The following is a 20695-nucleotide window of genomic DNA, read 5'->3' on the forward strand; positions in this document are numbered from 1 at the left end:
GAATTAATATGACCCAGTCAATAGTACCCGAGAATTACAACGCGTGGCTGCATTGCATTACGATAGAGTGCGGCATTGAGCTAACTCCAGGATTTGCTGATGAACGCATCCGCGCGCTGCAAGACAACAGCAACTACCATACCCGCAACTTTATTCTTTTATATGGAACAGAGCACCACCAGAAAATACTTAGCTGGTTTAAGCAAGCGCGTAAGGAAATATAATCCCAAAGTACCCAGCGTCTGCCAACACCCAAAAGCATCACAAAAAAATTACAACAATAAACTTCAAGTAATGTAAAAGCTTAGGTTGATATTATGTAGCGCCAGGTTGAAGATCAAACACACAACCGCGAACACTACCCCACCGCCATTAAAAAACAGAAAAGGTTTGCCATTAACTATTACTTTAACTTAATAAAACTACAATGATCCTATTTCCCCAGCCCCCAGGAAACACCAAGCTGCTAATAACACACAGGAATTATCATCAGAAACACATCTACTCAAGCTGAAAGCTTGCAGCGAAAATTATATTTCTGCTACCTAGTAGGATTTTACGACTCACACCACCATAAAGCACAACCTATTAATCGAAAAATATAAAATAAAGAGTCATATCTATAGATTGCCATTAGCCTACTAAAACACAGCATTACAAATAGCACTTTTTTCTAACAGTTAGGTCCGCCATTCATTTATCATGGCTTCAATGCGATTCATTTGGTGCATTAACATTTAGAAAACAACTTCTAAGCATAAAAATAAGGAACAAAAATGCCACTAATGACCTTAATCCCTGAGGGGCAAACACCGGGTAGAAGAACACGTCTGTTAGCTGAAGCGATGGGGAATGCGAAACCCGCTTTCATGAACGGCACTCTGACAGGACCAGAGCTTTCCCTTTATACAAAACTAAGCAGTTTGCAATGCTGGGACGCTGCGCTCTACTGTGCCTGGAGCGCCAAGGGTGTAAACTGCCCAAGTGTAACCATGGACAACAAAAACTATAATGTTACTGGTAACAATAACTACAATAGAATTTTTGGAGCCACCCCCAGAACCCGATCAGTTAATACTCTGCACGATTTAATGACCTTGCCGGAGGGCTGCTTCGTTGGTTTTCTATCAAATTTAGGAGTTATGAGACATGTAATGATTCATACCTCAAATGGTCATGGAGCAGGCAATAAAAGTGACTGTGTTTTTACTGATGGAAATACAGGCGGTTGGGAGCTACTAGATATGGCTCATTTTTTTGGTAAAGATAGTAATCATAACGGCAACTCCCATACAACCATGATATATATGCCGGTAACGGGGCAAGTAATTTAACTTTTCTCAAGAGTGGACGTATAGCCTATTGAGCTATTCTGCTTTTGACTGCATCAGTTCAGATTTGATCTGACAGTTACCGGTTTTCAAAAGGTCTTCTGTCAGGTCAACCCTGAACTACAGCTCTTCAGACAAGCACAAAATTAGATGCTATCTGATAAATTTCCAGCTTATAAGGCAAACTCTACCCTACTCCCACCTGGTTTTAAGGTGTAACTTTGGGTTTTCTTACCTCGATTGACATTTATAGTATTCACTTGATCCTGCTCAATTTCCATGAGCATTGATTGCTTAACACACAATTTTTTGCTGGAAATATCTACCAAAGGTATTTCCTGATATATCCAGATGTCATGAACATCGGACTCCACACCTACCCAATTGAGCTTCAACAACTCACCATTTTCCTGGCTAATCTGGAATCTTGAATTGACATAGCTCTCCATCTGTTTTTGTGCTTCATTCAATTCTTTACTGGCACTTATTGATAAGGCCTTTTCAATATCAGCAACAAAAAAACGATGGGAGACCTCCAGTGTTTGAGTGCGCTCGTTTACGGAGAGGTCGGTCAAACCAAAATGATAGCGATGTGCATTTGCCTGGAGTGTAAATATCGAGGTCGTTACTATCAACAAGAAGGAAAATAAAACTTTCATCAATTACTACCACAACACAATGAATGTTTCAGGTGGATACGTTAAGTAAAGAGCACTAAGTGCAGCTCTCCAGGCCCACTGCCGCAGAGCTGCACTTCTTCCAAGGCTTAATCTTCCTCTTTAAGCTCTACGTCCCAATCCTTCATCAAGTTACGCGGCTTTTCATCCTTAAATAGTTCCAGGCGTGACTTGATAATTCGACGTGGATAGAAGTTGTTCTCCACATTGACATCCGCTGTTTCCCAATGGGGATCGAGCACTACAGACTTAAGCACCTTGCTCTTATCCCTCACCAGCATTTTGGAGGTCTTCTTGGCATTGCGAGTCCAGATTTCAGCGGGGATACGCAAATCCTCAACACTCCCATCTTCATATTCCAGCCGCAGGAACAGTGGCATCACCAAGCCACCAATATTGCTAAAGTCCAGCACGTAGACATTACTCTCAACCTTGAGCATGTCTTTTTCCCAGTCCTCTAGATTTTCTAGTTTACTTTGGTAGCTATTGCGATCCGCATTAGAAACGTCAAACTCATCGTGAGTATTATAGAAGTCTTCCAACTCCGGCTTAGCATCGACGATTCGAGTCAACTTTTTCGCGCGATTTTCAATAACAGTGATAGTCTCGGGTTCCCGTTTATGCTGGGCGCGCTTCCAAGGCCCTTCCACTTCAGGATTTTGTGTACCAACGGTGTAATGATGTACGGCATCAAGGCTGATATCGACATTATCAGTGGTGTAGAACCATCCGCGCCAGAACCAATCCAGGTCCATACCTGATGCATCTTCCATAGTGCGGAAAAAGTCCGCAGGCATAGGGCGTTTGAACTTCCAACGCTGGGCATATTCCCGGAAAGCAAAATCGAACAACTCACGCCCCATAATGGATTCACGCAGGATATTCAGTGCAGCTGCAGGCTTACCGTAGGCATTGTTACCAAGCTGAAGCACAGATTCCGAGTTCGTCATAATCGGAACCTGGTTTTCACTCTTCATATACTCGACAATTTTTCGTGCATCGCCACGGCGGGATGGATACTTCTCTTCCCATTCCTGCTCAGCCAGGAACTGTACGAAAGTGTTCAGCCCCTCATCCATCCAGGTCCACTGGCGCTCATCAGAATTGATGATCATAGGATAGTAGTTATGCCCTACTTCATGAATGATCACCGAGATAAGCCCATACTTGGTGCGACGGGAATAGGTGCGCTTGCTGCGGTCCTCCTCATCTATTTCAGGGCGCGGACCATTGAAGGTGATCATGGGGTATTCCATTCCCCCCACAGGGCCATTGACGGAAATAGAGACCGGATAGGGATAGTCAAAACTGTAGCGGTTATAAATATCTATTGTATGAATAATGGACTCTGTTGAGTACTTGTCCCACAGTGGAGTGCCCTCTTCCGGGTAGAAGGACATAGCCATCGTATCGGTTCCACCCTTCTTGTAACCCTGTGCGTCCCACAGGAATTTACGTGACGAAGCCCAAGAAAAGTCACGTACATTCTCAGCTTCAAATACCCAGGTTTTACGCTTATTTGAACGACTTTTTTCGTTCTCCAGCGCTTCATCCTTAGTGACAATCATCACAGGCTTACTGGCTACTCGAGCCTTTCTCAAACGCTCGCGCTGCTTGGAGGTCAATACATCCTTGGGATTTTGAAGAACACCGGTTGCAGCAACGATATGATCTGCTGGCACTTCAATAGCAACGCGATAATCCCCAAACTCCAGCGCAAATTCGCCGCGTCCCAGGAACTGCTTGTTTTGCCAGCCGCTAACATCGTTATATGCAGCCATACGAGGGAACCATTGGGCTATCTCGTATAAGTAGTTATCGTCGCGCTCAAAATATTCATAACCGGAACGCCCACCCAGTGCTTTCTGCTCAATAACCTTGTAAGCCCAGTCAATCTGGAAACTCACGCTGGAACCTGGGGCCAGAGGCTGGGGCAAGTCAATTCGCATGCCGGTATCGACAATAGTATGGCGAAGCTCCCTACCCCGAGTGTCAGCCACTTTAGTAATCTGGTATCCGCCTGGGAATTCACCGGATACTACTGCACGACGAAAACTCTTAAATGGAATGGTGTCCGGTTCAATAGCTTCCATATCAACCGGCGTCGCCAAATTACCAGAGGAATTTGGCTTGAAGCGATTTTGATCCAGTTGCACCCACAAGTAACGCAGGGTGTCCGGCGAATTATTGGTGTAAGTGATGGTCTCTGAAGCAGTGATCAGTTGCTTATCATCATCCAATGAAACCTTGATATCGTAGTCCGCCTGCTGCTGCCAATAGGCATGACCAGGGGCTCCCGACGCTGTTCGGTAACTATTCGGTGTCGGCAGCAGTTCCTCCAGCTGGCGGAACTTATCACCGGTTACATTTAGGGGATCTGCGGCAAAGCTGCCCGAGGTTCCGGACATAGCAAGCCATGCCACAGTTAAGCGGCCGAGTAATTTTATATTCATTGGTTTACTTCAGAGATTTACGTCAGATTAAAACTTTACGGAATACGGCCGCGAAAAAATGACCGAATTTATGCAAAAATTTCTAATAAGCCAGGCCAGATTTGAATACCTGGCCATATAGCTATTTGGATTCGTAAAACACTTTTGTTTCGGTACCCTGGTTATCCGCCAGGGCAGCGATCCAGGAGCTCTCCATTGCATCCCAATCCAAACGCGCTTGGTTAATCGCCTCTACCCGGCTTTCCAATGTGTCATCCAGCTCTAAAACTGTAAGCACTTTGTCAGCCTTATTAAATCCAAATACACCTTGCTCGGTAATAAATACCCCCTTGATTCTCTCAGCGTCAGTGCCACTGAATAGTGAAAAGAGCGCATCATAATCAAATATAAATTCGGGGCTAAAACGCCAGCCACAGCTGTAGTAACCCTCTCCGCTATTCTCTGAGCGGAGATAGCCACACTCCGGCAATAGCTCAATCTCATCCGCCGCCTGAGTTACTGGGTGGTGGTGGTCACTCCCCAACGAGACCTGAAAACTGCAGGGCAGTTGGAGCCAATCCAATTCGATACGCCCCTGCTCCACCACTTGCAGCGGTTTTTCAGCGCCCTCACCTAAGAACGAGAGAAATCGCTGAAGGTTTTGCAAGTCTTCGGGGCCGTAGAGATCAGACTTATTAGCCACTACCAGATCAGCAACTTCTAATTGCTGCCGAAAAGTCTCACTGCGTAAGTAGCGGTCGTCTTCAATACAGCGAGCATCGACCAAAGTTAGCGTACCGCGAAGGTCCAACACACCGCCGCGCACTGCATCAGACAAAGCCGCCAGCACCTCTCTGGGGTGCCCCAGGCCCGTCGGCTCAATTATTAATCGATGGGGCCTGGCCTTAGCCAGTAACTGGTTTAAAGCGACCTGCATCGGCAAACCAGCAGCACAGCACATACAACCGCCAGGTACCTCTCGAATATAAATATTGCCTTCCTGTTCTGGTTCAAAAAGTGCGCCATCAACACCCACTTCTCCAAACTCATTGACCAGAACAGCCCAGCGCTCATCAGCGGGCTTACTTTCCAGGAGATGCCGGATAGCCGTTGTCTTGCCGACGCCCAAAAAACCAGTGATAACGTTGGCAGGTACCCCGCGTATTAACTGACTAGCTGCCACTAAGCTGCATCCCGGCTGCACTCATCACAAACACAATCCAGCTCCAATTGGGATGTCTGGAGATGATATCCGGCACTTTCAACCGTATCCCGCAATGCATCAATGACTTCGGGCCTAATGCCAATTTCCCGCACTTTGCTGCAGCGATTGCAGATTAAAAACTGTGGAGTCTGGTGGCTGTGGTCACAGGCAATATGAGCACAGGCCAGGTACTTGTTTTCTGAATTGAGTTTGTGAACCAGGTTCTCTGCTGCCAGAAAGTCCAGCATTCGATAGACTGACATGGCGGGAATTGAGTCGCCAAAGTCACCATTGTAATGCTCCGCTATTTCATAGGCAGAGAGCGGAGTTTTTGACCGCAACAACACGGTAAGAACGTTCTTACGCTTTTCAGTCAGGCGGGCACCTGAACTGCGACAGGTTTGTTCCGCCACACTCAGGGTCTGTTTGATTTGGGATGCTTTCATAGCCTATTTCATTTGCAATTTGTTGTCTTTACCAGTGAGCAGTTCAGCCCCCTGACAACCGGAGCTGATCCATTGCACTGCAATCCCATGAATACCGGGAAACCTCTCAAACAGGGTAACAATGACACTGTTGAACTCTGCCAGATTATCACACTTGAATTGGTAACTAGCACGGAAACCACTGTGCACTGAGTTGTCACTGGTAACTTCTGCGCTATATGGCGCCTTAACTTCCACACTTAAGGGATGGCACTGAGCACCGACAAACTCCAAAAAATGGTCTGGCTTGGATAGATTAAAAGCAACCTGTTCTAACAGCCGCTCTTGAGCATCGTTACGTGGCGCATGCTCAAATCCCACCAGGTCGACTGTGGGCGACTCCAGCTCGACACTGATTCTGTCTGCTTCGGCCACCAGGTACATCATCGCCTTACCGTGAACATGGCTTCCCACCTCTGCAGCCACCGGGCCAGCCCAAAAAAACACAACGAACAATGCTCCTGCAAGCCTCATGATCTTCACCTATTCGACAAGAGCGTCCCGATAAATCAAGCGCTGATTTACCCAATGGGCAACAATCAATAAGCCTGCACCAAGAACACTGGCAACTAGCTCCCATACCCCCTCGATATATAGCGCACCAACCAATAGCAATGCCCCGGAGAAACCAACAATCATTACCGCGTAGCGCTGATGGCGTCGGCAAGAGGCTGGGAAGCTGGCCAAGGCCAGAATTACCACGGGTACAAGCAACAGCAAGTGGAGAAACTGGTCCTCTTGTAAAGCACCCAGTATCCCCAAACCTCCCAATACCGGTAACAAAGGAGTCAAAAGACAGTGCAGCAAGCAAAGCCCAGAAGCCAAAATTCCTAAAGTATCTCTCACAACAATCCTTTTAATCTACGAGAACCCAAGACAACCACATACACTTCAGCCAACATGATGATATGTTATATCATCAATTTAATATTTCAAGTCAACGTGAGCTATGGAACAGGGGATTCATGGAATGCCAAAAATCAGTGAGCAAGAACTGCTGGGGATGCCCGCCTCAGACTATATGAACGAAAAACAACTATTATTCTTCCAGCATCGTCTAATGGAATTGAAAAGCGACCTAATGGCAGAGGTTGAACAGGGACAGCAGGCTATTGCAACCACGAACCTTGCCTTAGCTGATGACCTGGACCGAGCGGCCGCAGAGCAAGAAAACCAGCAACACCTACGCTTTACCGGCCGCAAGCATCTACTTCTGCGCAAGATCCAGCGGGCATTAGAGAAGATTAAAGATGGCACTTACGGGTACTGTGAGATAAGTGGAGATCCGATCGGTTTGCAGCGACTGCTATTAAGGCCCACTGCAGAACTCTCCTTTGAAGAAAAAAGTCGCCAGGAAATGCTGGAACGCAACTACAGCAAGCAAAGGTAAGCACCATACTCGGCCTCACGCTTTGCTGTGACTAGATATAACACGGTAGCACCTTGAGGAATGGAGGTTTTCATGCTGCCTTAGAGGATAGCCGACAGCCTTCTCAACCAAAGAAGGGCTTTAGTGGTCACTTTAGTTATTCGGCAAAACCCTAGACTCCCAACATAAGTGGCACACGCTAGCCTAGAAGAAGTACAAACCGGCTCAAGTAATTAGTACTCATCTTAGGCGTACGCTGGTTCGAAACACAATACCTCAGCAGACTCCTAAGCTCCCTTCGCAAAACAAGGGCAAAAGTTGGAAAAGCCCTAAATTATGAACGAAGTACCCCTCACAGCAGGTTTGCAGGTAGAAGAACTGGTTGCCTATATGGAACATATCAAAGGCAAGAGAAAAACGAATAATCCTGCGAGTAAATTACCGCAACCTCCTAAAGTCAAAAACCATGAAAACCAAAGTATCTCTAATTGAAGTACTCGCCATTACCTTAACATGCTTAGCTACTTCAGCTTGCTCCCAAAGGATCGCAAGCTTTATAGACAATGCTGAAGATTATTCTTTTAACAACAGAATAACTGCCGATCAAATTAAAGACTTAGACTTCAAAAAAGACAAATATTGCCCACTGCAAAAAAAGAACTGTATTAGCTATTACTATGGTCCACCTTTAACCGATAACAAACTTCAGTACTCCGTAAAGCATGGAGAAGGCGACAAAGAGAACAATGTTAAAATCGATTTAACCAGAAACTCTATGGAGCGGAGTTACGATGGTACCGTAATCTTATTGCATGGATTTCGCACCTCCAAAGATTTTATGATCAATTCAGCTTTATACTTCCGTTTTCTTGGGTTTCAGGTTGTTGTTCCAGATCTTCTCGGTCATGGTGATTCAGGTGGCAATAAAAAATACGGAGTGGATGACAGCAATTATATTAACCACCTCATTGACAATTTAATTAAAGAGGGCGTCATTAAAGATGAGGATATTTATATTCTGGGAAATTCGATGGGTGCATTAACGGCAGCCCATATTTCTTTCCAACGACAAGACATTAGTGGAATTATCCTTTCGGCCCCAATGCCATCATTTGATGAAGCTGTGTACAATTATGCAAAACGTGACCACCCACTACTTAGCAAAATCATCCCTGAAAAAGACTTTCGCAAGGGTGCAATTCTGGCTCTAGAGAAAGCCAAAATCAATCTGGATGACACGAAGATAATACCACTCCTAAAGTCCTCCAAGGTTCCAACACTACTAATACTCTCAGATTCAGACCAAATATCTCCTTATGTGGATTATGAAAACTTGAAAAAAGACAATGTAACGTTAATTAAAATTACTGGCAGATATCACCCAAGCATGAATACAATAGGAGAAGTCGAACATAAAGAAATTATTAAATGGCTTAACAGCACTCAAAGTTAGTTACACAAAAAATTGAGAACAAATTCCTATTTTATCTTTGATGTCAGTTTAGTACTATTCCGTCGCCCCCCTTACAACCTTGCGCATCCCACGAGAGCTACCACCTGAAGTAGAAACCCCTTATCAGACTTCCAAGTAGGTTGATGCTCTATGATTTGCTCCACAAGCTTATGGTGAGCTTGGCTAGATTGGAGCACCTCACTTGACTGCCGCCTAGGTAAATGTATTTATTTCCGCGCACACCTTCTCTCTGTGTATATTGAACACCTCAAATATATACAGAATCATCTACTTTACCTAAAAGGACCGCTCCAAAAAACGCTGTTAACAACCAGCCTCCGGAGAAGTAGTGGCTACTTTTCAAGTAACCACAGACATCGACATAATAACTCTATTAAGCATTGTACCAAGGTGGGACGATCCACTGACCAAAGTGCCAGTCGCGAGGTACAAATCTTCCATACCCTTGCCCCAATCGGTCGGGCTTATTATTGGTAGGGTTCATTGCCCAACCCTCTGCCAAAGTGACATGGACACCATGTATTCTACACATTGCGATAAATTCTCTAAAAGCCTGCAAAGTTTGAATAACCACTTCACTGCGAGCAGGAGTAAATGCAATAAGGGGTAAATCTATGTCGTTCACATATGGGCGTGCGGCTTCATCACTGTGCCATAGTACATTTCTTCTGGGGAATGGCCCCCAATGCCCAGCTCCAGCTCTCGGGTTGCGAATGCCACCAATAGTGGAATTGAGTGTCTGGCTTACTTCATAAATCCGATTAGTTATATTACCCAGCTTGGTGCCTTGCCCTTGGGTAGTGAAATTTCTTTCCAATTGAGTTTCGATATGCTGGCGCTGCGACCAAGCTTGAGCAGTGCCGAGAATACGGCGGTCATCTCCATATCGATCAAACCTCTTTGCCCCCTGCTTAAATGGCCAAATAGCAAATAAGTCGTAATCCCCGGTAATGGCATTCAGAGGGTGCTCATTTCGAAAATGACGATGCTCCACTGGATTGGTCATCGCCAGTAGCGGCTCATACATGTCTTTGTACTTAGTGTCATACTGAACAACGATATTACCCCGCTCCTGGATAAAACCTGACTGTCTGCTCTTTTCCTTATCAACATAAACACCCCACATATCTCCCAAGCATGTGTTAACCCTGATGAGAGAATAGTGAAAAGTAATGCCACTGGGGTGGCTGGCTATACCTTCGTAACGATCTTGAGTTTTTCTTGTAACATTGATCTTTCCGTTCTGAATCAGCCAATCAACCCGTTCCTGATGCAAGCGAAGCGGTGTTGTTGATGCAGTCCAACCTGCACCAGACTGTAGATCAGTAAAGGCTTCTCGATGTTGATCACGGTTATAGGCCGCTTTTCTCATCCCGTGTTTATTTAACCGGGGGTCTCGTAATACAAAGCCTGCCATCGGCCCCCAATCACATGACTTCCCATGAATCCTAAAGCCCTTTGTGTCATATCCCTGCTCAAGTAATTGGGTACATGTTGGCCCTGTTGCGCGAACGATGATAACGCAACGGTGAGATGCTGCAGTGGTTTTAAATGCGTCTGCATGAGAAGCCGGGCAGCCTATAAGGTTTTGACGCAATGCAGCATTGTTAAATATAAGGTCCATGTATTAACTTCCTGTTTCGGGGCAGCCTACATATAAATTTCGATTAGCTAAATAAATGCTATTTATAGAAATTTATTACGATGAATGTAAAACTACTAAATCTATATTTTGTGCCTCTAAAAATAAGCACCAATCCAACTACTATTATCAAATACGCCAAAGTTAAGAACTTGCTCACCGCCCTTAACCCTGACTTGTTTATAGGTCTGTATCTGTGAACACAAACTGAATTAATCTTTTGAATCCAATTAATAAAGCCAAATTCTTAGGAAGCTTGGCTTGAAAAATGCCTTACACAAAATTCATACGCAAAGGAAAGGCTAAAAAAATATCAAAGTCCGTGGATCGTATGACCTAAAGTATCCAAAAGATTCCCAGTTTGTTCTAAAACTTAAGCCTACACGCAGTTCGCAGTGCGGCCTTTAGGTTTTGGGCATATTTTCTTAGATTTTGGCCTTTTAAATTGAGAGGGGTTGGTTTATACAACTGAAGTATCACTACTAGACGTGTAAGATATCCTGTAAATGAATCTACCGATAATAGATAGAAAACTTACCAGGTTAGTAAAGGGAGGCCGCATCAAGCCGTGAATTATTACCTGAAAGAAAAAAGACCTCTAGCTGAGCACCGAGATCTTCCCCTTTAAGGAGCGAAATTAATCTACCTATGCTATGCAGAACAGAGCTTGCGCATACCCATGTGAAGTGGATTCCTTTTGATGAAGCAACAATCTACTGTTCCCAAACTGGCGGTTTTCCGATTTTCTCAATCAGGTAGTCAATAAAGACTCGCACTTTAGATGTCAGAACATTGGACTTGGGGTATACGAGCCAAATGGCTGATTGATCATCTATATAATATTCTGGCAGCACTCTAACCAGGGAGCCCTCTAAAATTTCTGTTTGGATATTCCAGATAGAACTCATGCAAATTCCCACCCCTGCTTTTGCAGCGATACGCATGCTGGCGCCATCATCACAAGTCACTCGAGATCTGCTGTTTGAAGGTGGGAATTGATAAGTAGTCTGATCGCTCGCAGATATGAGTTTCCTGGGTTTTGAATTGATAAAGGCCAAAAGCTGATGTGCAACTAGCTCTTCCGGCTTTTCGGGAACACCATATTTTTTCAAGTAACTGGGAGAAGCGCATAGAACTCGCCTGTCATCCGCAAGCTTCCGACCAATTAAACTGCTATCTTCAACCGCATAATTGCGTAGTGCCAAATCAAAGCCGCCCTCGATAAGGCTGACTTGTGTGTCTGAGAGCTTCAGCTCTATGTTGACTCCAGGATACCTTTCCAGGAATTCAGGCAGGATAGGCGCGATAAAGCGCTGAACGAAAGTGCTCGATGCCGCAAACCTGAGTGTTCCGCTCACGGAGGAATTTCCACGCCCCAGCGCAGCAAATGCCGAATCCTCTTGTGCGATGATCTCCCGGGCAAAAGGCAGGAACTCCTCCCCCTCTATCGACAGTGAGACCTTGCGGGTAGATCGATGAAAAAGATCCGCCCCCAGCTGAACTTCAAGCTTGGACAAGCGGGCGCTGGCTACAGAGGGAGCCAATCCAAGCCCTCGCCCCGCAGAGCTTATATTCAGCATCTCCGCGGCCAGCACGAATAGCCGAACCCCATTTGTATCCACTTATTATCTCCAAAAACCGAATTCTGATTCCATTTATACGCCGTTTATACATAGATTCCAATGATTTAGTCTTGAATCATAGATCGAGCCAGCACTGATTGATGACTGGCCTAGGCTTTGTGGGAGATAAAAGATGCATGTACGAGTATTTATGAACGGCGGCGCAAAAAATGGCCAGGTCCAAGCCGCTAATAGTGATCTAGTTAGCACCTTTGGCCACCAAGCCTCTCCTATCCGAGAAGCATAGGAGCTACCTCAGTGCACTCTCAACACCAAGCTCAATGTGGCTCTTTTACTAGTATCAATGCCGGTTACAACGCTGTATTTAGGCCAGGTAAGCTCACGGTGGGAATTGTGGTTCCCATAGAGAATTACGGCACGAACCCAGTTCCAACAATGCTTAATCATGTTGAAAAGGTTCGGCTTGCGGAAGAACTGGGGTTTAGTGCGATTTGGCTTAGAGATGTCCTCTTCAATGTGCCTTCTTTTGGCGATGCGGGTCAAACTTTTGACCCATTCGTCTACCTTGGGCTGCTCTCAGGCCAGACATCGAAAATTGCCCTCGGCGTAGCCAGCATCATTTTGCCCTTACGTCACCCAGCGCATATTGCATAGTTCTTAGGGAAAAATAAAAGAAACCTATATACCGGCATATATAATTTCTTCTTTAGATCTAAGAATTAGCTTCTGGTGACTTATCACTAGGCAAGAAGGTTTTTAGCAGTTGAATTGGCACAGGTATACGGTAATGCCTGCTCGCCAAAAATATAATGGGCCACCACTGAGCCCGGATAACACTCAAGCTTGCAAAATGTGTAGCCGCATCACATTCCGAAAACAGCTCTTCCAGGTATTTTTCCGGTCCTGAAGAAATAGCAACATGAGACATGGTTGCTCCGTGTACATTTATGTTTTTATATAATTGAACCTCTGTTTCTTCGTCAGGAAACCAAACTTGAAGATTGCAGTGCTCTAAGTGATTTTTTATTAACTCCTGAATGGATTGATACACACGCTCAAACCCAAAGATGGCGGCAAAGGACGCTATATAAGGGTAAAAAATACTGCCTGCTGTCACTTCTTCTTTATACCCCTCTTTATCTCGGACCGGGTGTTCAAGCAGCTGATAATAGTCATTCAAAATGCAAGGATAATTCTTATTAGTTACAAATTGCCAAGAAATTCCATTTATCATTTCATCCAACCATTCATGGATGAAGCCGGCATTCCGGCCATTTAATGCCAAAAACCAAATTGCTATAAAAACATCAATTGCCTGATCATCCTTTATAGGTGTCAATAACACAGGATTATTTTTTATCAACTCCTTTATACTTACATCCATTTTTCCAGTAAGTGCTTCTAACTCTTTGCGCTGTCCTTGATCCTCTTCTTCACCCGGCAATCTATCACGTAAAAAATACCCCCATATCCCGAACATTGCCATTCGGCCTATAAGATCAAACATCTTCAAATTTACATCAAGAAAACAAGTTGGGGAAACCGCAGCCGACAACGCATATTTTTTCTTTGTATGTGGCAATATTTTGTCTTCAAAGTATGCCTCACAAACATTTAGATAGTAAGTTTGCATATATAAAATCGTCAACTGAATGGCACTAGATTCTTTATTTTTTTTACCTAAAAAAGGCTTACCGACATCCCATAGATGTAGCAAACACAACTCACCAGAACGATAAGCGCTCTCCAAATTATCTTCTTCCCTGCACCATGCATACAGTATCCAGAAACACAGATATATCTGCCGTGCGGCTGTCACCGTTTTTTTTGGTGAAAGTTCCTTAGTCTCCGACAGTGCAGTCACTAAAGACTTAAAGTATTTGTACGCAGAGTCCGGCTCATCAATCATGGAAAGTGATTTTCGCAAGAGCCTCCTACAATCATCTGGCAATAGTTCCTCCTTTAAGAGGTTGTCTTCGATGTAGCCCGCCAGTTTTTCACCACCCCACTCACTAAATGAAATATTGTCCTTCGTATTTTTCGCTTGGTAAGCCGATAAATTTAAGCGAACGTCTTCTCTGACTTCACCACCAAAGCAAATACAAATCTCGACGGGTTTGCCTTGATACTCAGCAGGCAAATGCGTCTGGACATACACATCAATAATCTCATCCAAGGAGGGCTTCAGGTCTTGGGGAGAATCTCCAGACCACGTCTTCCTATCTATATTTCCAGCTTTAACTGAAAATAGATAAACCTTTTCTTCACCACCAAACAAGCTTCCGTATGCACCAACGTCAACTCCATATTGACGCACCCCTATACCTGGTCTTGAAAAGACAACCAGCCCCATTTCTGACAACAAATCGGGTAGAAGAGAATCAAGCTCGCCCCTCTCTCTTAATGAAGCCAAGTACTCACGAACAATTATTTTCATTTTTCACACCCCCTATAGCGAAACACATAGAGTATATATTCAAGGCCATTGGAGTCATAAAGCTCTAGTGATGGAAGCTCCAACGAATGGCTAATACTATGCAGTGGCATTTCCTGGCGCTTTCTACCTTCTCCATTTGGACCTGGATACACGTGGTGAATTGACTTATGTCCATATAGCAACACGGAAGTCTTAAAAAGCGATGATAGGAAACCCTTAGGCGCATTAGCATAGGCCTCAGACATTAGTCTGGAGTGATTGCGGTTGTAGGCTTCTCTATCAGCAGTGCTCGGCCGAAGCTCTTTCACGCGTCTCGCTAAAGCTATTCCGTCATTGTGCTGATCTAGCTTTTCCATCAGATCATCAATGATACCCGCAATTGTGTCTTCACATTCCTGGGCTTTTTTATACTCAACCAAGTATTCCTTAACACTTCCCGGGAAACTAATTAGCAGTGGGTTATAAAGGATGGCTTTAATCGGATCGACCGCATCATTGGGACATATTTTCAGTAGGGAAAGTAAAAAGCTCGCAGCACTGACCTGACTAGTAAAAATCCAGCCACACGCTTTTTCAGCTAGATCAACAAACTCCTCGGGGGACAGACCTTCAACCAGACCAATATCTAAGGATAGTTTATGGCCCTTTTCCCCAAAATCAATTAGATTCGACAACGCCTTAAGTAAGCTTTGTTTCTTAGACAGCAACCATTTCGTGGCTACATAATTACGACAACTTTCACTCTCAATGAATTGGTCTTTCACATGACCAAAAGACTCAATACTGAAGCCACTATCACTAGCACTTAATAACTGCTCCATGTAGGACACTACAGCCACATAGTTGCCTGTTTTCAACATTTTCGTAAGAACAGTTCCTATAAGACCTAAGGTTCCTTTATTTTTAGCTTTGACCTGTGATAAAACACCAAATAGCTGGTCCCTCAAGCCTTCAGGGTATGCTTCCCTCTCATAAGCTAAAAAATAAGCCGAGGCATCCACAACAAAATCATCGCCGACATCAAGTACTCTATCTATGACATTCTTAATCTGCGGATATAAATTTTGATGTTTAACGCTAAGTGTTAACAAGCTTTTCAGCACCGATGATAAGGCCTCATCTTCATCAATAGCGCTTGCGCAATCACTTAGTGATGACACAGTCTTTTGCAATAGCTGATCGTCAGTTTTGAAGTCAATGCGTCCTAAAGAAAATGCGGCTTGAGAAACCACCTTTATATTTTCATGCAAGAGTAAAGATATTGCTTTTCTGACAAAGTAGTCTTTATCTTTATTGGAGCCAGCAATGAGCGCAGGCGACAGCAAACCAAAGCTATTTCCCTCTAGCGCTAGTACAGCGTCAACACTCTCCTTGGCCCGCCCTTGCTTAGCCTTGCAAAACCCAACATAGCCTTCGATGACCAGTCCAGGATAACTGCCATTCTCAGATTCACTCTTCAGATGCTCGAGACATGCTACAACCTCCGATACAGGCGCATTTACCATAGGCAAGGCATCTGAAAGTATGCCGGTAACCTGAAAGAAATTGCGATCTCTGACATTTTCAAGCCCTATAAACTCTTCGGTGAGATTAAGGTTTCCTTCGTTATGAAGTTTGGAAAGCGCCTCAGCAATACGTTTATCCCCTCCATAGTTCTCACTTAACATATTGACACAATCAAAAAATCTGGATTCCTTATAGCCTTTCAGCAGCTCACCGTAAAAATCTGTCATATCATCCTTTATTGATCATCATAAGCTAGAGGTACCCGTAGAGAGACCAAAGGTTATAGGGATAGTCTCAAACATATCTACCACACGCCGACCTTTTCTGGCATGGAGATAGCGTACTTTGAGGCAATTTAGGTAATTCAACATTCGCTTTGGGTCGCAAAAGGTCGAAGTGTCATCGTACCAGATTATTGCTTGGCCAATTAGATATTGATCAATTGTATGTTGAATATCACTGCTTTCATACATCCTGCTATTGGACATTGAACATAAAGGAGGGCTAAGCTAGATTTTACGTGATTCCCTCTCTTCTTTGGCTCTAGCTCGCTCAGCCTCCAGAATCACCTGTTCTACAGAATACTTTACTGCGCAGATCATCATGGCCATAGCACCAACAAATGTCGTAAGCGAAAGTGAAGCATTGAGTTCAACGAGAACCAAAGATATTGCACTCACAGCCAGCAACTTTAGATTTTCTATATGGAGCTTCAAGAAGCTACGATCAATCAAGCCTGAATGACAAATAAGAAAAAACCCTATTGCAGCACACGAAGTAGTTACTGAAGTGTCAGATGAATCACCTCCAACTTTCAAGGAATGATAGAATCCATAATAGACAAAAAGCGCTAAGAAAGGGCTTGCAAAGGCCATTTTTCCCGCAGCTATATCTTTAGAGATATGACGCCAAAAAATTGACCAACGATTTTTTTATCCTTCTCAAAACTAGTTAATTTAACCACCCCAAAAGGAATAGCTAGCAATCCACCAATGATCACCAAGAAACCTATAATCCCCGATACTGTTTCCAGCATACGTCTCCTTCCTTAAACTGAATTTCATCACAGCCTTATATATAAATTACTTTAATGCACCTGGGAGTATTTTATTTTTCCTACGTCATTGAGAATTACAGACCATTTTTAGCTGTAGCACCTATATCAACCTTCATTCGTGCATTGTTCAGATGATCACAAACCATTTCCATACCATCCAACACCCGAAAAGTATGTCGCTGAATGATATCCGGTGGTACATGAAACAGGTTTCCCTCTTTAACTGCATTAATTCTTGGGTAAGCCTCCCAGGCATCCAACCAATCTGGCCGCTCTTCTCCCATGCCGCTGGCGATAATTACTCTCGGATCTCTATCGAGTACAGACTCAATGCTAATCTTCGGTGCTAATACCAATGCATCGGCAAATATATTACGGCCACCACAGGTTTGAATAACATCGCTAATCAGGTGGTCGCCATTAAGTGTTTGCAGAGGCTCATTCCAAACCTGATAAAAAACACTGACTGAATCCAGGTCCTTATGGCTATGCTGTATTTGATTCAGTCGCTCAAGCCACTCTCCGGCAGATTTATCTGCATAGTCACTTGTGCCTGCAAGTTTACCGAAGCGCTTTACATTCACAGCGATATCTTCAAGAGTGTGAGATTCAGATACGAAAACTGTAAAACCGAGATCCTCCAGTTTATTAATCATCTGATCGCCATTTCCCGATCCCCAGGCAACAATCAAGTCAGGATTTAGCAATAGTAAACTTTCATAGTTTACCGCTTTATAGTTACCTATCTCCGGTAATTGCTTGGCTTGCTCGGGGTAGTCACTGTAGCTTACCGCAGCGATTAGCTTATCCCCTGCCCCGGCACTGTAAAAGTTCTCCACGATATTTGGCGCTAGCGCAACAATACGCTCTGCTGGTGCAGGCAGTTCAACCCATTGGCCACGGGCATCTTTTACCCGCACGGGATCATCCGCCCAAGTATTACTCACCAATAACAGGTTCAAGGTTAAAACAACACGGACAATACTGCTTCGAGACATCTCTTTAACTCGACTATAACTAAGGAGCTTCTAAACAGCTCCGTAACTCACATTGGCAACCACTGCCACCCATAAAATCAATATCGACAACTCACTTATCTCGACCAAACCGCCCAAACAATCGCCGGTATAACCACCAATAGCCTTATCCCACAGGCGACGCCAGAATAAAACCAGGCCAATCAAACTACAGACGATGCCTATGGCAATGGGTATTGGCGCCGCTAAACATCCAATAGCAATTACGATTGCAACTACCGGCAATAGGTCCCATCGGCGCTCGGAGCCAGTGGGCGGTACATGGCCTTCAATACGTGCGTATTGTGAAATTCCCATTAAAGCCAGGGCCGCAGCCCTGGCTAACATAGGTGAGAGCACTAACGGCAGATAGACCCAAGCATCTTTTGTTACCGGGTTTATTAGCTCTAGCAGGGTTGCTATTGCAGCGAACTTTATCAGTAGGAAAACAACAACAGCCGCTACCGCAATAGAGCCGCAGTGGGGATCGTGCATTACCCTCAGAATATGCTGACGTTGTTCTTCAGGATCGGCACACTTATGTCCAGCAAAGTAGGCATCAGTACAGTCAGCAAGGCCGTCGAGGTGTAGTGCACCTGTCAGGACCACCCAGAAACCCAATAGTATTGCGGCTTGTAACTGAGTACCTAAAGGGGCCAGAAGGTAGGCGGCTCCGGATAACAGTACACCAATCACCACTCCAACCAGGGGGTAAAAATATATCGACCGCTTCACCGTTTCCTTGTCCACCTCCCGCAGCAAGCCCGCCACCGGCAGCCGGGTAAGAAATACCAGCGCATACAGAAATGCTTGGGATAGGTTGTACAACTTACGGGCAATAAACATAAGCTGACTGCTCTGGGTAGGAAACGGTAAAGGTCTTATTGTCCGAGTCGTATCTCAGCGATGCGGCAAACCCGTAATTAACTTGCAGTGAAATCATTTTGACTGGAAGCCAGTTATTCGCATATGCGAGCAACAACTTGATAACGCCGCCGTGAGTAATGAGCAGCAGGGACTCTCCCGAATATTGCTGGGCTAGATTATCAATAGCTTGAAGAACTCTGGATCGAAATACGTGAAAGGGCTCGCCTCCCGGCGGTGCGTGCTTTTCCGGGTCACGCCCCCAAGCTTCACACAGTGCTCGTTGCTCAGTCCAGATCTTATCGACTGACTGCCCCTCCCAGTCCCCGAAACCAATTTCCCGGATATCAGGAACTTCAGTTATCGGTAGCTTTTTCTCTCCGGCAAGCTGAGCAGCAAACCGTTGGCAGCGTTGTAAGGGTGAAGTAACAATCCGGTTCCAGGAGTCATCGAGCTCAGCAAGCCCTCGCAACATCTGCTCCCTACCCTCACTGGTTAGGGGTACATCAATCTGGCCGCGAAAAATATTCCCACCTTCGCAGGCACCGTGTCGTAAAAGATCAATCCGCAACTGGCACTCCTGCCTCACTGAAAGTGAACATTTTGTTATGCAGGTTCAGCGCTTGCTTGATAATACTGATGGCCAACACTGCACCTGTGCCTTCGCCAAGGCGCATATTGAAGCTCAGCAATGGCTTCACCCCCAGGCACTCGAGGGCTAGTTTGTGACCAGACTCGTCAGAGAGATGGGCGTAGAGCAACCAGGGTTTCACTGACGGATTAATAGTACCGGCAATAGCTGCCGCAGCAGTCGCCATAAAACCATCAACCAATACAGGGACACCTCGCTGGGCACTGGCGACAAACGCTCCTGTTAAGGCTGCAATCTCAAAGCCACCAAAAGTTTGCAAAATAACAAGTGGCGAGCCCAGCGCTGCCCGATGCTGCTCCAAGGCAAATTCGATCAGTTCCACCTTGCGGGCGAGCACTGCATCGTCGATACCTGTTCCTCGCCCTGTAATGTTGCCAACCTCTAGCTCAAAAAGGGCAGCAAACATGGCAGCGGCGGAAGTGGTATTGCCAATACCCATATCACCGCCAATAAAACAATCTGCATCGGTAGACTGGCGGCGACCGGCATCAAGAGCAAGAGCCAGCTGCGCTTGGGTCATAGCTGGGTTACCTTGGGAGAAATCCGCAGTAGAGGGAGCTATAACTTCATCAATCAGGTCGGGGTGTTCAGCGGGGACCACACAACCCAGGTTAATTGCGGCAAAGTCAGCATTCTGCTCGCGGCTCAACACATTAATAGCCGCCCCGCCCTCGCAAAATAGTTTTAGCATTACAGAAGTGACTGCCTGAGGAAATCGGGAAGTTCCCTGGGCTGCAATACCGTGATCAGCACCGAATACCCGCACCGACAAATTATTCAGTAGGGGTTGCTCCCTCCCCTGGAATCCGGCGAAATCTACGGCAATACTCTCGAGCCGACCGAGTGCGCCTTGCGGCTTAATCAATTGCTTCTGGCGGGCAATCGCGGCATTGCGAGCACTCTGGTCCGGGGTTGGTGCGGGCTTATCGAGCCAACTGAGTTCATCAGTCATCATTATCAATCTCA

22 protein-coding genes are annotated in these 20695 nt (G+C 45.2%); 6 read left to right on the forward strand and 16 right to left on the reverse strand.

Features of this window, described 5'->3' with window-relative positions; all coding sequences use genetic code 11:
• Positions 1–8: 8 nt before the first annotated feature.
• A complete protein-coding gene (locus ACJJIN_RS07075) occupies positions 9–224 on the forward strand; it encodes a PD-(D/E)XK nuclease superfamily protein (protein WP_444897482.1) in 216 nt (71 codons plus the stop codon).
• 552 nt (positions 225–776) lie between these two features.
• Positions 777–1334, forward strand: a complete 558-nt coding sequence (locus tag ACJJIN_RS07080; RefSeq protein ID WP_157953999.1) for a hypothetical protein — start codon at positions 777–779, stop codon at positions 1332–1334.
• 170 nt (positions 1335–1504) lie between these two features.
• On the opposite strand, the gene ACJJIN_RS07085 is transcribed toward ACJJIN_RS07080, so the two are convergent.
• The 6 genes from ACJJIN_RS07085 to ACJJIN_RS07110 all read right to left on the reverse strand — a co-directional run bounded on the left by ACJJIN_RS07085 (position 1505) and on the right by ACJJIN_RS07110 (position 6975).
• Positions 1505–1990, reverse strand: a complete 486-nt coding sequence (locus ACJJIN_RS07085; protein ID WP_444897483.1) for a DUF6702 family protein — start codon at positions 1988–1990, stop codon at positions 1505–1507.
• Positions 1991–2097: 107 nt separating this feature from the next.
• Positions 2098–4461: a M1 family metallopeptidase gene (locus ACJJIN_RS07090; RefSeq protein WP_444897484.1), complete on the reverse strand. Its 2364-nt coding sequence runs from the start codon at positions 4459–4461 to the stop codon at positions 2098–2100.
• A gap of 121 nt (positions 4462–4582) precedes the next feature.
• Positions 4583–5623 (reverse strand): CobW family GTP-binding protein, encoded by a 1041-nt coding sequence (locus ACJJIN_RS07095; RefSeq protein WP_444897485.1) that lies wholly within the window; start codon positions 5621–5623, stop codon positions 4583–4585.
• On the reverse strand, positions 5623–6090 hold the full coding sequence (locus ACJJIN_RS07100) for a Fur family transcriptional regulator (protein WP_282933007.1): 468 nt from the start codon (positions 6088–6090) through the stop codon (positions 5623–5625). Before ACJJIN_RS07100 ends, ACJJIN_RS07095 begins: the two co-directional genes overlap by 1 nt.
• 3 nt (positions 6091–6093) lie before the next feature.
• Positions 6094–6603, reverse strand: coding sequence for a ZrgA family zinc uptake protein (locus ACJJIN_RS07105; RefSeq protein ID WP_444897486.1), 510 nt, complete (start codon positions 6601–6603; stop codon positions 6094–6096).
• A gap of 9 nt (positions 6604–6612) precedes the next feature.
• Positions 6613–6975, reverse strand: coding sequence for a MerC family mercury resistance protein (locus ACJJIN_RS07110; protein WP_282933009.1), 363 nt, complete (start codon positions 6973–6975; stop codon positions 6613–6615).
• Between the two features lie 124 nt (positions 6976–7099).
• Between ACJJIN_RS07110 and ACJJIN_RS07115 the strand changes: the two genes are divergently transcribed.
• From ACJJIN_RS07115 to ACJJIN_RS07125, 3 genes are all read left to right on the forward strand, one after another.
• Positions 7100–7519 (forward strand): TraR/DksA family transcriptional regulator, encoded by a 420-nt coding sequence (locus ACJJIN_RS07115; protein ID WP_444894024.1) that lies wholly within the window; start codon positions 7100–7102, stop codon positions 7517–7519.
• Positions 7520–7834: 315 nt separating this feature from the next.
• Complete coding sequence (locus ACJJIN_RS07120; protein ID WP_444897487.1) at positions 7835–7990, forward strand: hypothetical protein; 156 nt, start codon at positions 7835–7837, stop codon at positions 7988–7990.
• Positions 7965–8951 (forward strand): alpha/beta hydrolase, encoded by a 987-nt coding sequence (locus tag ACJJIN_RS07125; RefSeq protein ID WP_444894025.1) that lies wholly within the window; start codon positions 7965–7967, stop codon positions 8949–8951. Before ACJJIN_RS07120 ends, ACJJIN_RS07125 begins: the two co-directional genes overlap by 26 nt.
• A 394-nt stretch (positions 8952–9345) precedes the next feature.
• Here ACJJIN_RS07125 and ACJJIN_RS07130 read toward each other — a convergent pair whose 3' ends face one another.
• Both ACJJIN_RS07130 and ACJJIN_RS07135 read right to left on the reverse strand, forming a co-directional pair.
• A complete protein-coding gene (locus tag ACJJIN_RS07130) occupies positions 9346–10596 on the reverse strand; it encodes an anthrax toxin-like adenylyl cyclase domain-containing protein (protein WP_444897488.1) in 1251 nt (416 codons plus the stop codon).
• Between the two features lie 731 nt (positions 10597–11327).
• Positions 11328–12236, reverse strand: a complete 909-nt coding sequence (locus ACJJIN_RS07135) for a LysR family transcriptional regulator (protein ID WP_444894027.1) — start codon at positions 12234–12236, stop codon at positions 11328–11330.
• A gap of 258 nt (positions 12237–12494) precedes the next feature.
• Between ACJJIN_RS07135 and ACJJIN_RS07140 the strand changes: the two genes are divergently transcribed.
• On the forward strand, positions 12495–12851 hold the full coding sequence (locus tag ACJJIN_RS07140) for an LLM class flavin-dependent oxidoreductase (RefSeq protein ID WP_444894028.1): 357 nt from the start codon (positions 12495–12497) through the stop codon (positions 12849–12851).
• Between the two features lie 58 nt (positions 12852–12909).
• Here the strand turns inward: ACJJIN_RS07140 and ACJJIN_RS07145 are convergent, their stop codons facing one another.
• The 8 genes from ACJJIN_RS07145 to cobT form a co-directional block, all read right to left on the reverse strand.
• Positions 12910–14634, reverse strand: a complete 1725-nt coding sequence (locus ACJJIN_RS07145; RefSeq protein ID WP_444894029.1) for a hypothetical protein — start codon at positions 14632–14634, stop codon at positions 12910–12912.
• Complete coding sequence (locus ACJJIN_RS07150; RefSeq protein WP_444894030.1) at positions 14631–16367, reverse strand: hypothetical protein; 1737 nt, start codon at positions 16365–16367, stop codon at positions 14631–14633. The genes ACJJIN_RS07145 and ACJJIN_RS07150 overlap by 4 nt, the downstream gene beginning before the upstream one ends.
• A gap of 282 nt (positions 16368–16649) precedes the next feature.
• The gene (locus ACJJIN_RS07155) at positions 16650–17015 is read right to left on the reverse strand and encodes a hypothetical protein (RefSeq protein WP_444894031.1); all 366 of its coding nucleotides are present in this window, start codon (positions 17013–17015) and stop codon (positions 16650–16652) included.
• Between the two features lie 11 nt (positions 17016–17026).
• Positions 17027–17176, reverse strand: coding sequence for a hypothetical protein (locus tag ACJJIN_RS07160; RefSeq protein WP_444894032.1), 150 nt, complete (start codon positions 17174–17176; stop codon positions 17027–17029).
• Between the two features lie 95 nt (positions 17177–17271).
• Positions 17272–18195, reverse strand: coding sequence for a cobalamin-binding protein (locus tag ACJJIN_RS07165; RefSeq protein ID WP_444894033.1), 924 nt, complete (start codon positions 18193–18195; stop codon positions 17272–17274).
• Between the two features lie 30 nt (positions 18196–18225).
• Entirely contained in the window at positions 18226–19059 is an 834-nt protein-coding gene (gene cobS, locus ACJJIN_RS07170) for an adenosylcobinamide-GDP ribazoletransferase (protein WP_444894034.1), read from the reverse strand.
• Positions 19043–19648 carry a histidine phosphatase family protein gene (locus ACJJIN_RS07175; protein ID WP_444894035.1) on the reverse strand — a complete coding sequence of 202 codons (606 nt, stop codon included), beginning with the start codon at positions 19646–19648 and terminating at the stop codon, positions 19043–19045. Before ACJJIN_RS07175 ends, cobS begins: the two co-directional genes overlap by 17 nt.
• On the reverse strand, positions 19638–20684 hold the full coding sequence (gene cobT / locus ACJJIN_RS07180) for a nicotinate-nucleotide--dimethylbenzimidazole phosphoribosyltransferase (protein ID WP_444894036.1): 1047 nt from the start codon (positions 20682–20684) through the stop codon (positions 19638–19640). Before cobT ends, ACJJIN_RS07175 begins: the two co-directional genes overlap by 11 nt.
• Positions 20685–20695 lie beyond the last annotated feature (11 nt).

The organism is Microbulbifer maximicatervae (SeqCode) (assembly GCF_052467505.1).

Coding starts and splice junctions, on each gene's coding strand:
- ACJJIN_RS07075 (WP_444897482.1), top strand. CDS start 9: ATGACCCAGTCAATAGTACCCGAGAATTACAACGCGTGGCTGCATTGC.
- ACJJIN_RS07080 (WP_157953999.1), top strand. CDS start 777: ATGCCACTAATGACCTTAATCCCTGAGGGGCAAACACCGGGTAGAAGA.
- ACJJIN_RS07085 (WP_444897483.1), bottom strand. CDS start 1,990: ATGAAAGTTTTATTTTCCTTCTTGTTGATAGTAACGACCTCGATATTT.
- ACJJIN_RS07090 (WP_444897484.1), bottom strand. CDS start 4,461: ATGAATATAAAATTACTCGGCCGCTTAACTGTGGCATGGCTTGCTATG.
- ACJJIN_RS07100 (WP_282933007.1), bottom strand. CDS start 6,090: ATGAAAGCATCCCAAATCAAACAGACCCTGAGTGTGGCGGAACAAACC.
- ACJJIN_RS07105 (WP_444897486.1), bottom strand. CDS start 6,603: ATGAGGCTTGCAGGAGCATTGTTCGTTGTGTTTTTTTGGGCTGGCCCG.
- ACJJIN_RS07115 (WP_444894024.1), top strand. CDS start 7,100: ATGCCAAAAATCAGTGAGCAAGAACTGCTGGGGATGCCCGCCTCAGAC.
- ACJJIN_RS07120 (WP_444897487.1), top strand. CDS start 7,835: ATGAACGAAGTACCCCTCACAGCAGGTTTGCAGGTAGAAGAACTGGTT.
- ACJJIN_RS07125 (WP_444894025.1), top strand. CDS start 7,965: ATGAAAACCAAAGTATCTCTAATTGAAGTACTCGCCATTACCTTAACA.
- ACJJIN_RS07130 (WP_444897488.1), bottom strand. CDS start 10,596: ATGGACCTTATATTTAACAATGCTGCATTGCGTCAAAACCTTATAGGC.
- ACJJIN_RS07145 (WP_444894029.1), bottom strand. CDS start 14,634: ATGAAAATAATTGTTCGTGAGTACTTGGCTTCATTAAGAGAGAGGGGC.
- ACJJIN_RS07150 (WP_444894030.1), bottom strand. CDS start 16,367: ATGACAGATTTTTACGGTGAGCTGCTGAAAGGCTATAAGGAATCCAGA.
- ACJJIN_RS07155 (WP_444894031.1), bottom strand. CDS start 17,015: ATGGCCTTTGCAAGCCCTTTCTTAGCGCTTTTTGTCTATTATGGATTC.
- ACJJIN_RS07160 (WP_444894032.1), bottom strand. CDS start 17,176: ATGCTGGAAACAGTATCGGGGATTATAGGTTTCTTGGTGATCATTGGT.
- ACJJIN_RS07165 (WP_444894033.1), bottom strand. CDS start 18,195: ATGTCTCGAAGCAGTATTGTCCGTGTTGTTTTAACCTTGAACCTGTTA.
- cobS (WP_444894034.1), bottom strand. CDS start 19,059: ATGTTTATTGCCCGTAAGTTGTACAACCTATCCCAAGCATTTCTGTAT.
- cobT (WP_444894036.1), bottom strand. CDS start 20,684: ATGATGACTGATGAACTCAGTTGGCTCGATAAGCCCGCACCAACCCCG.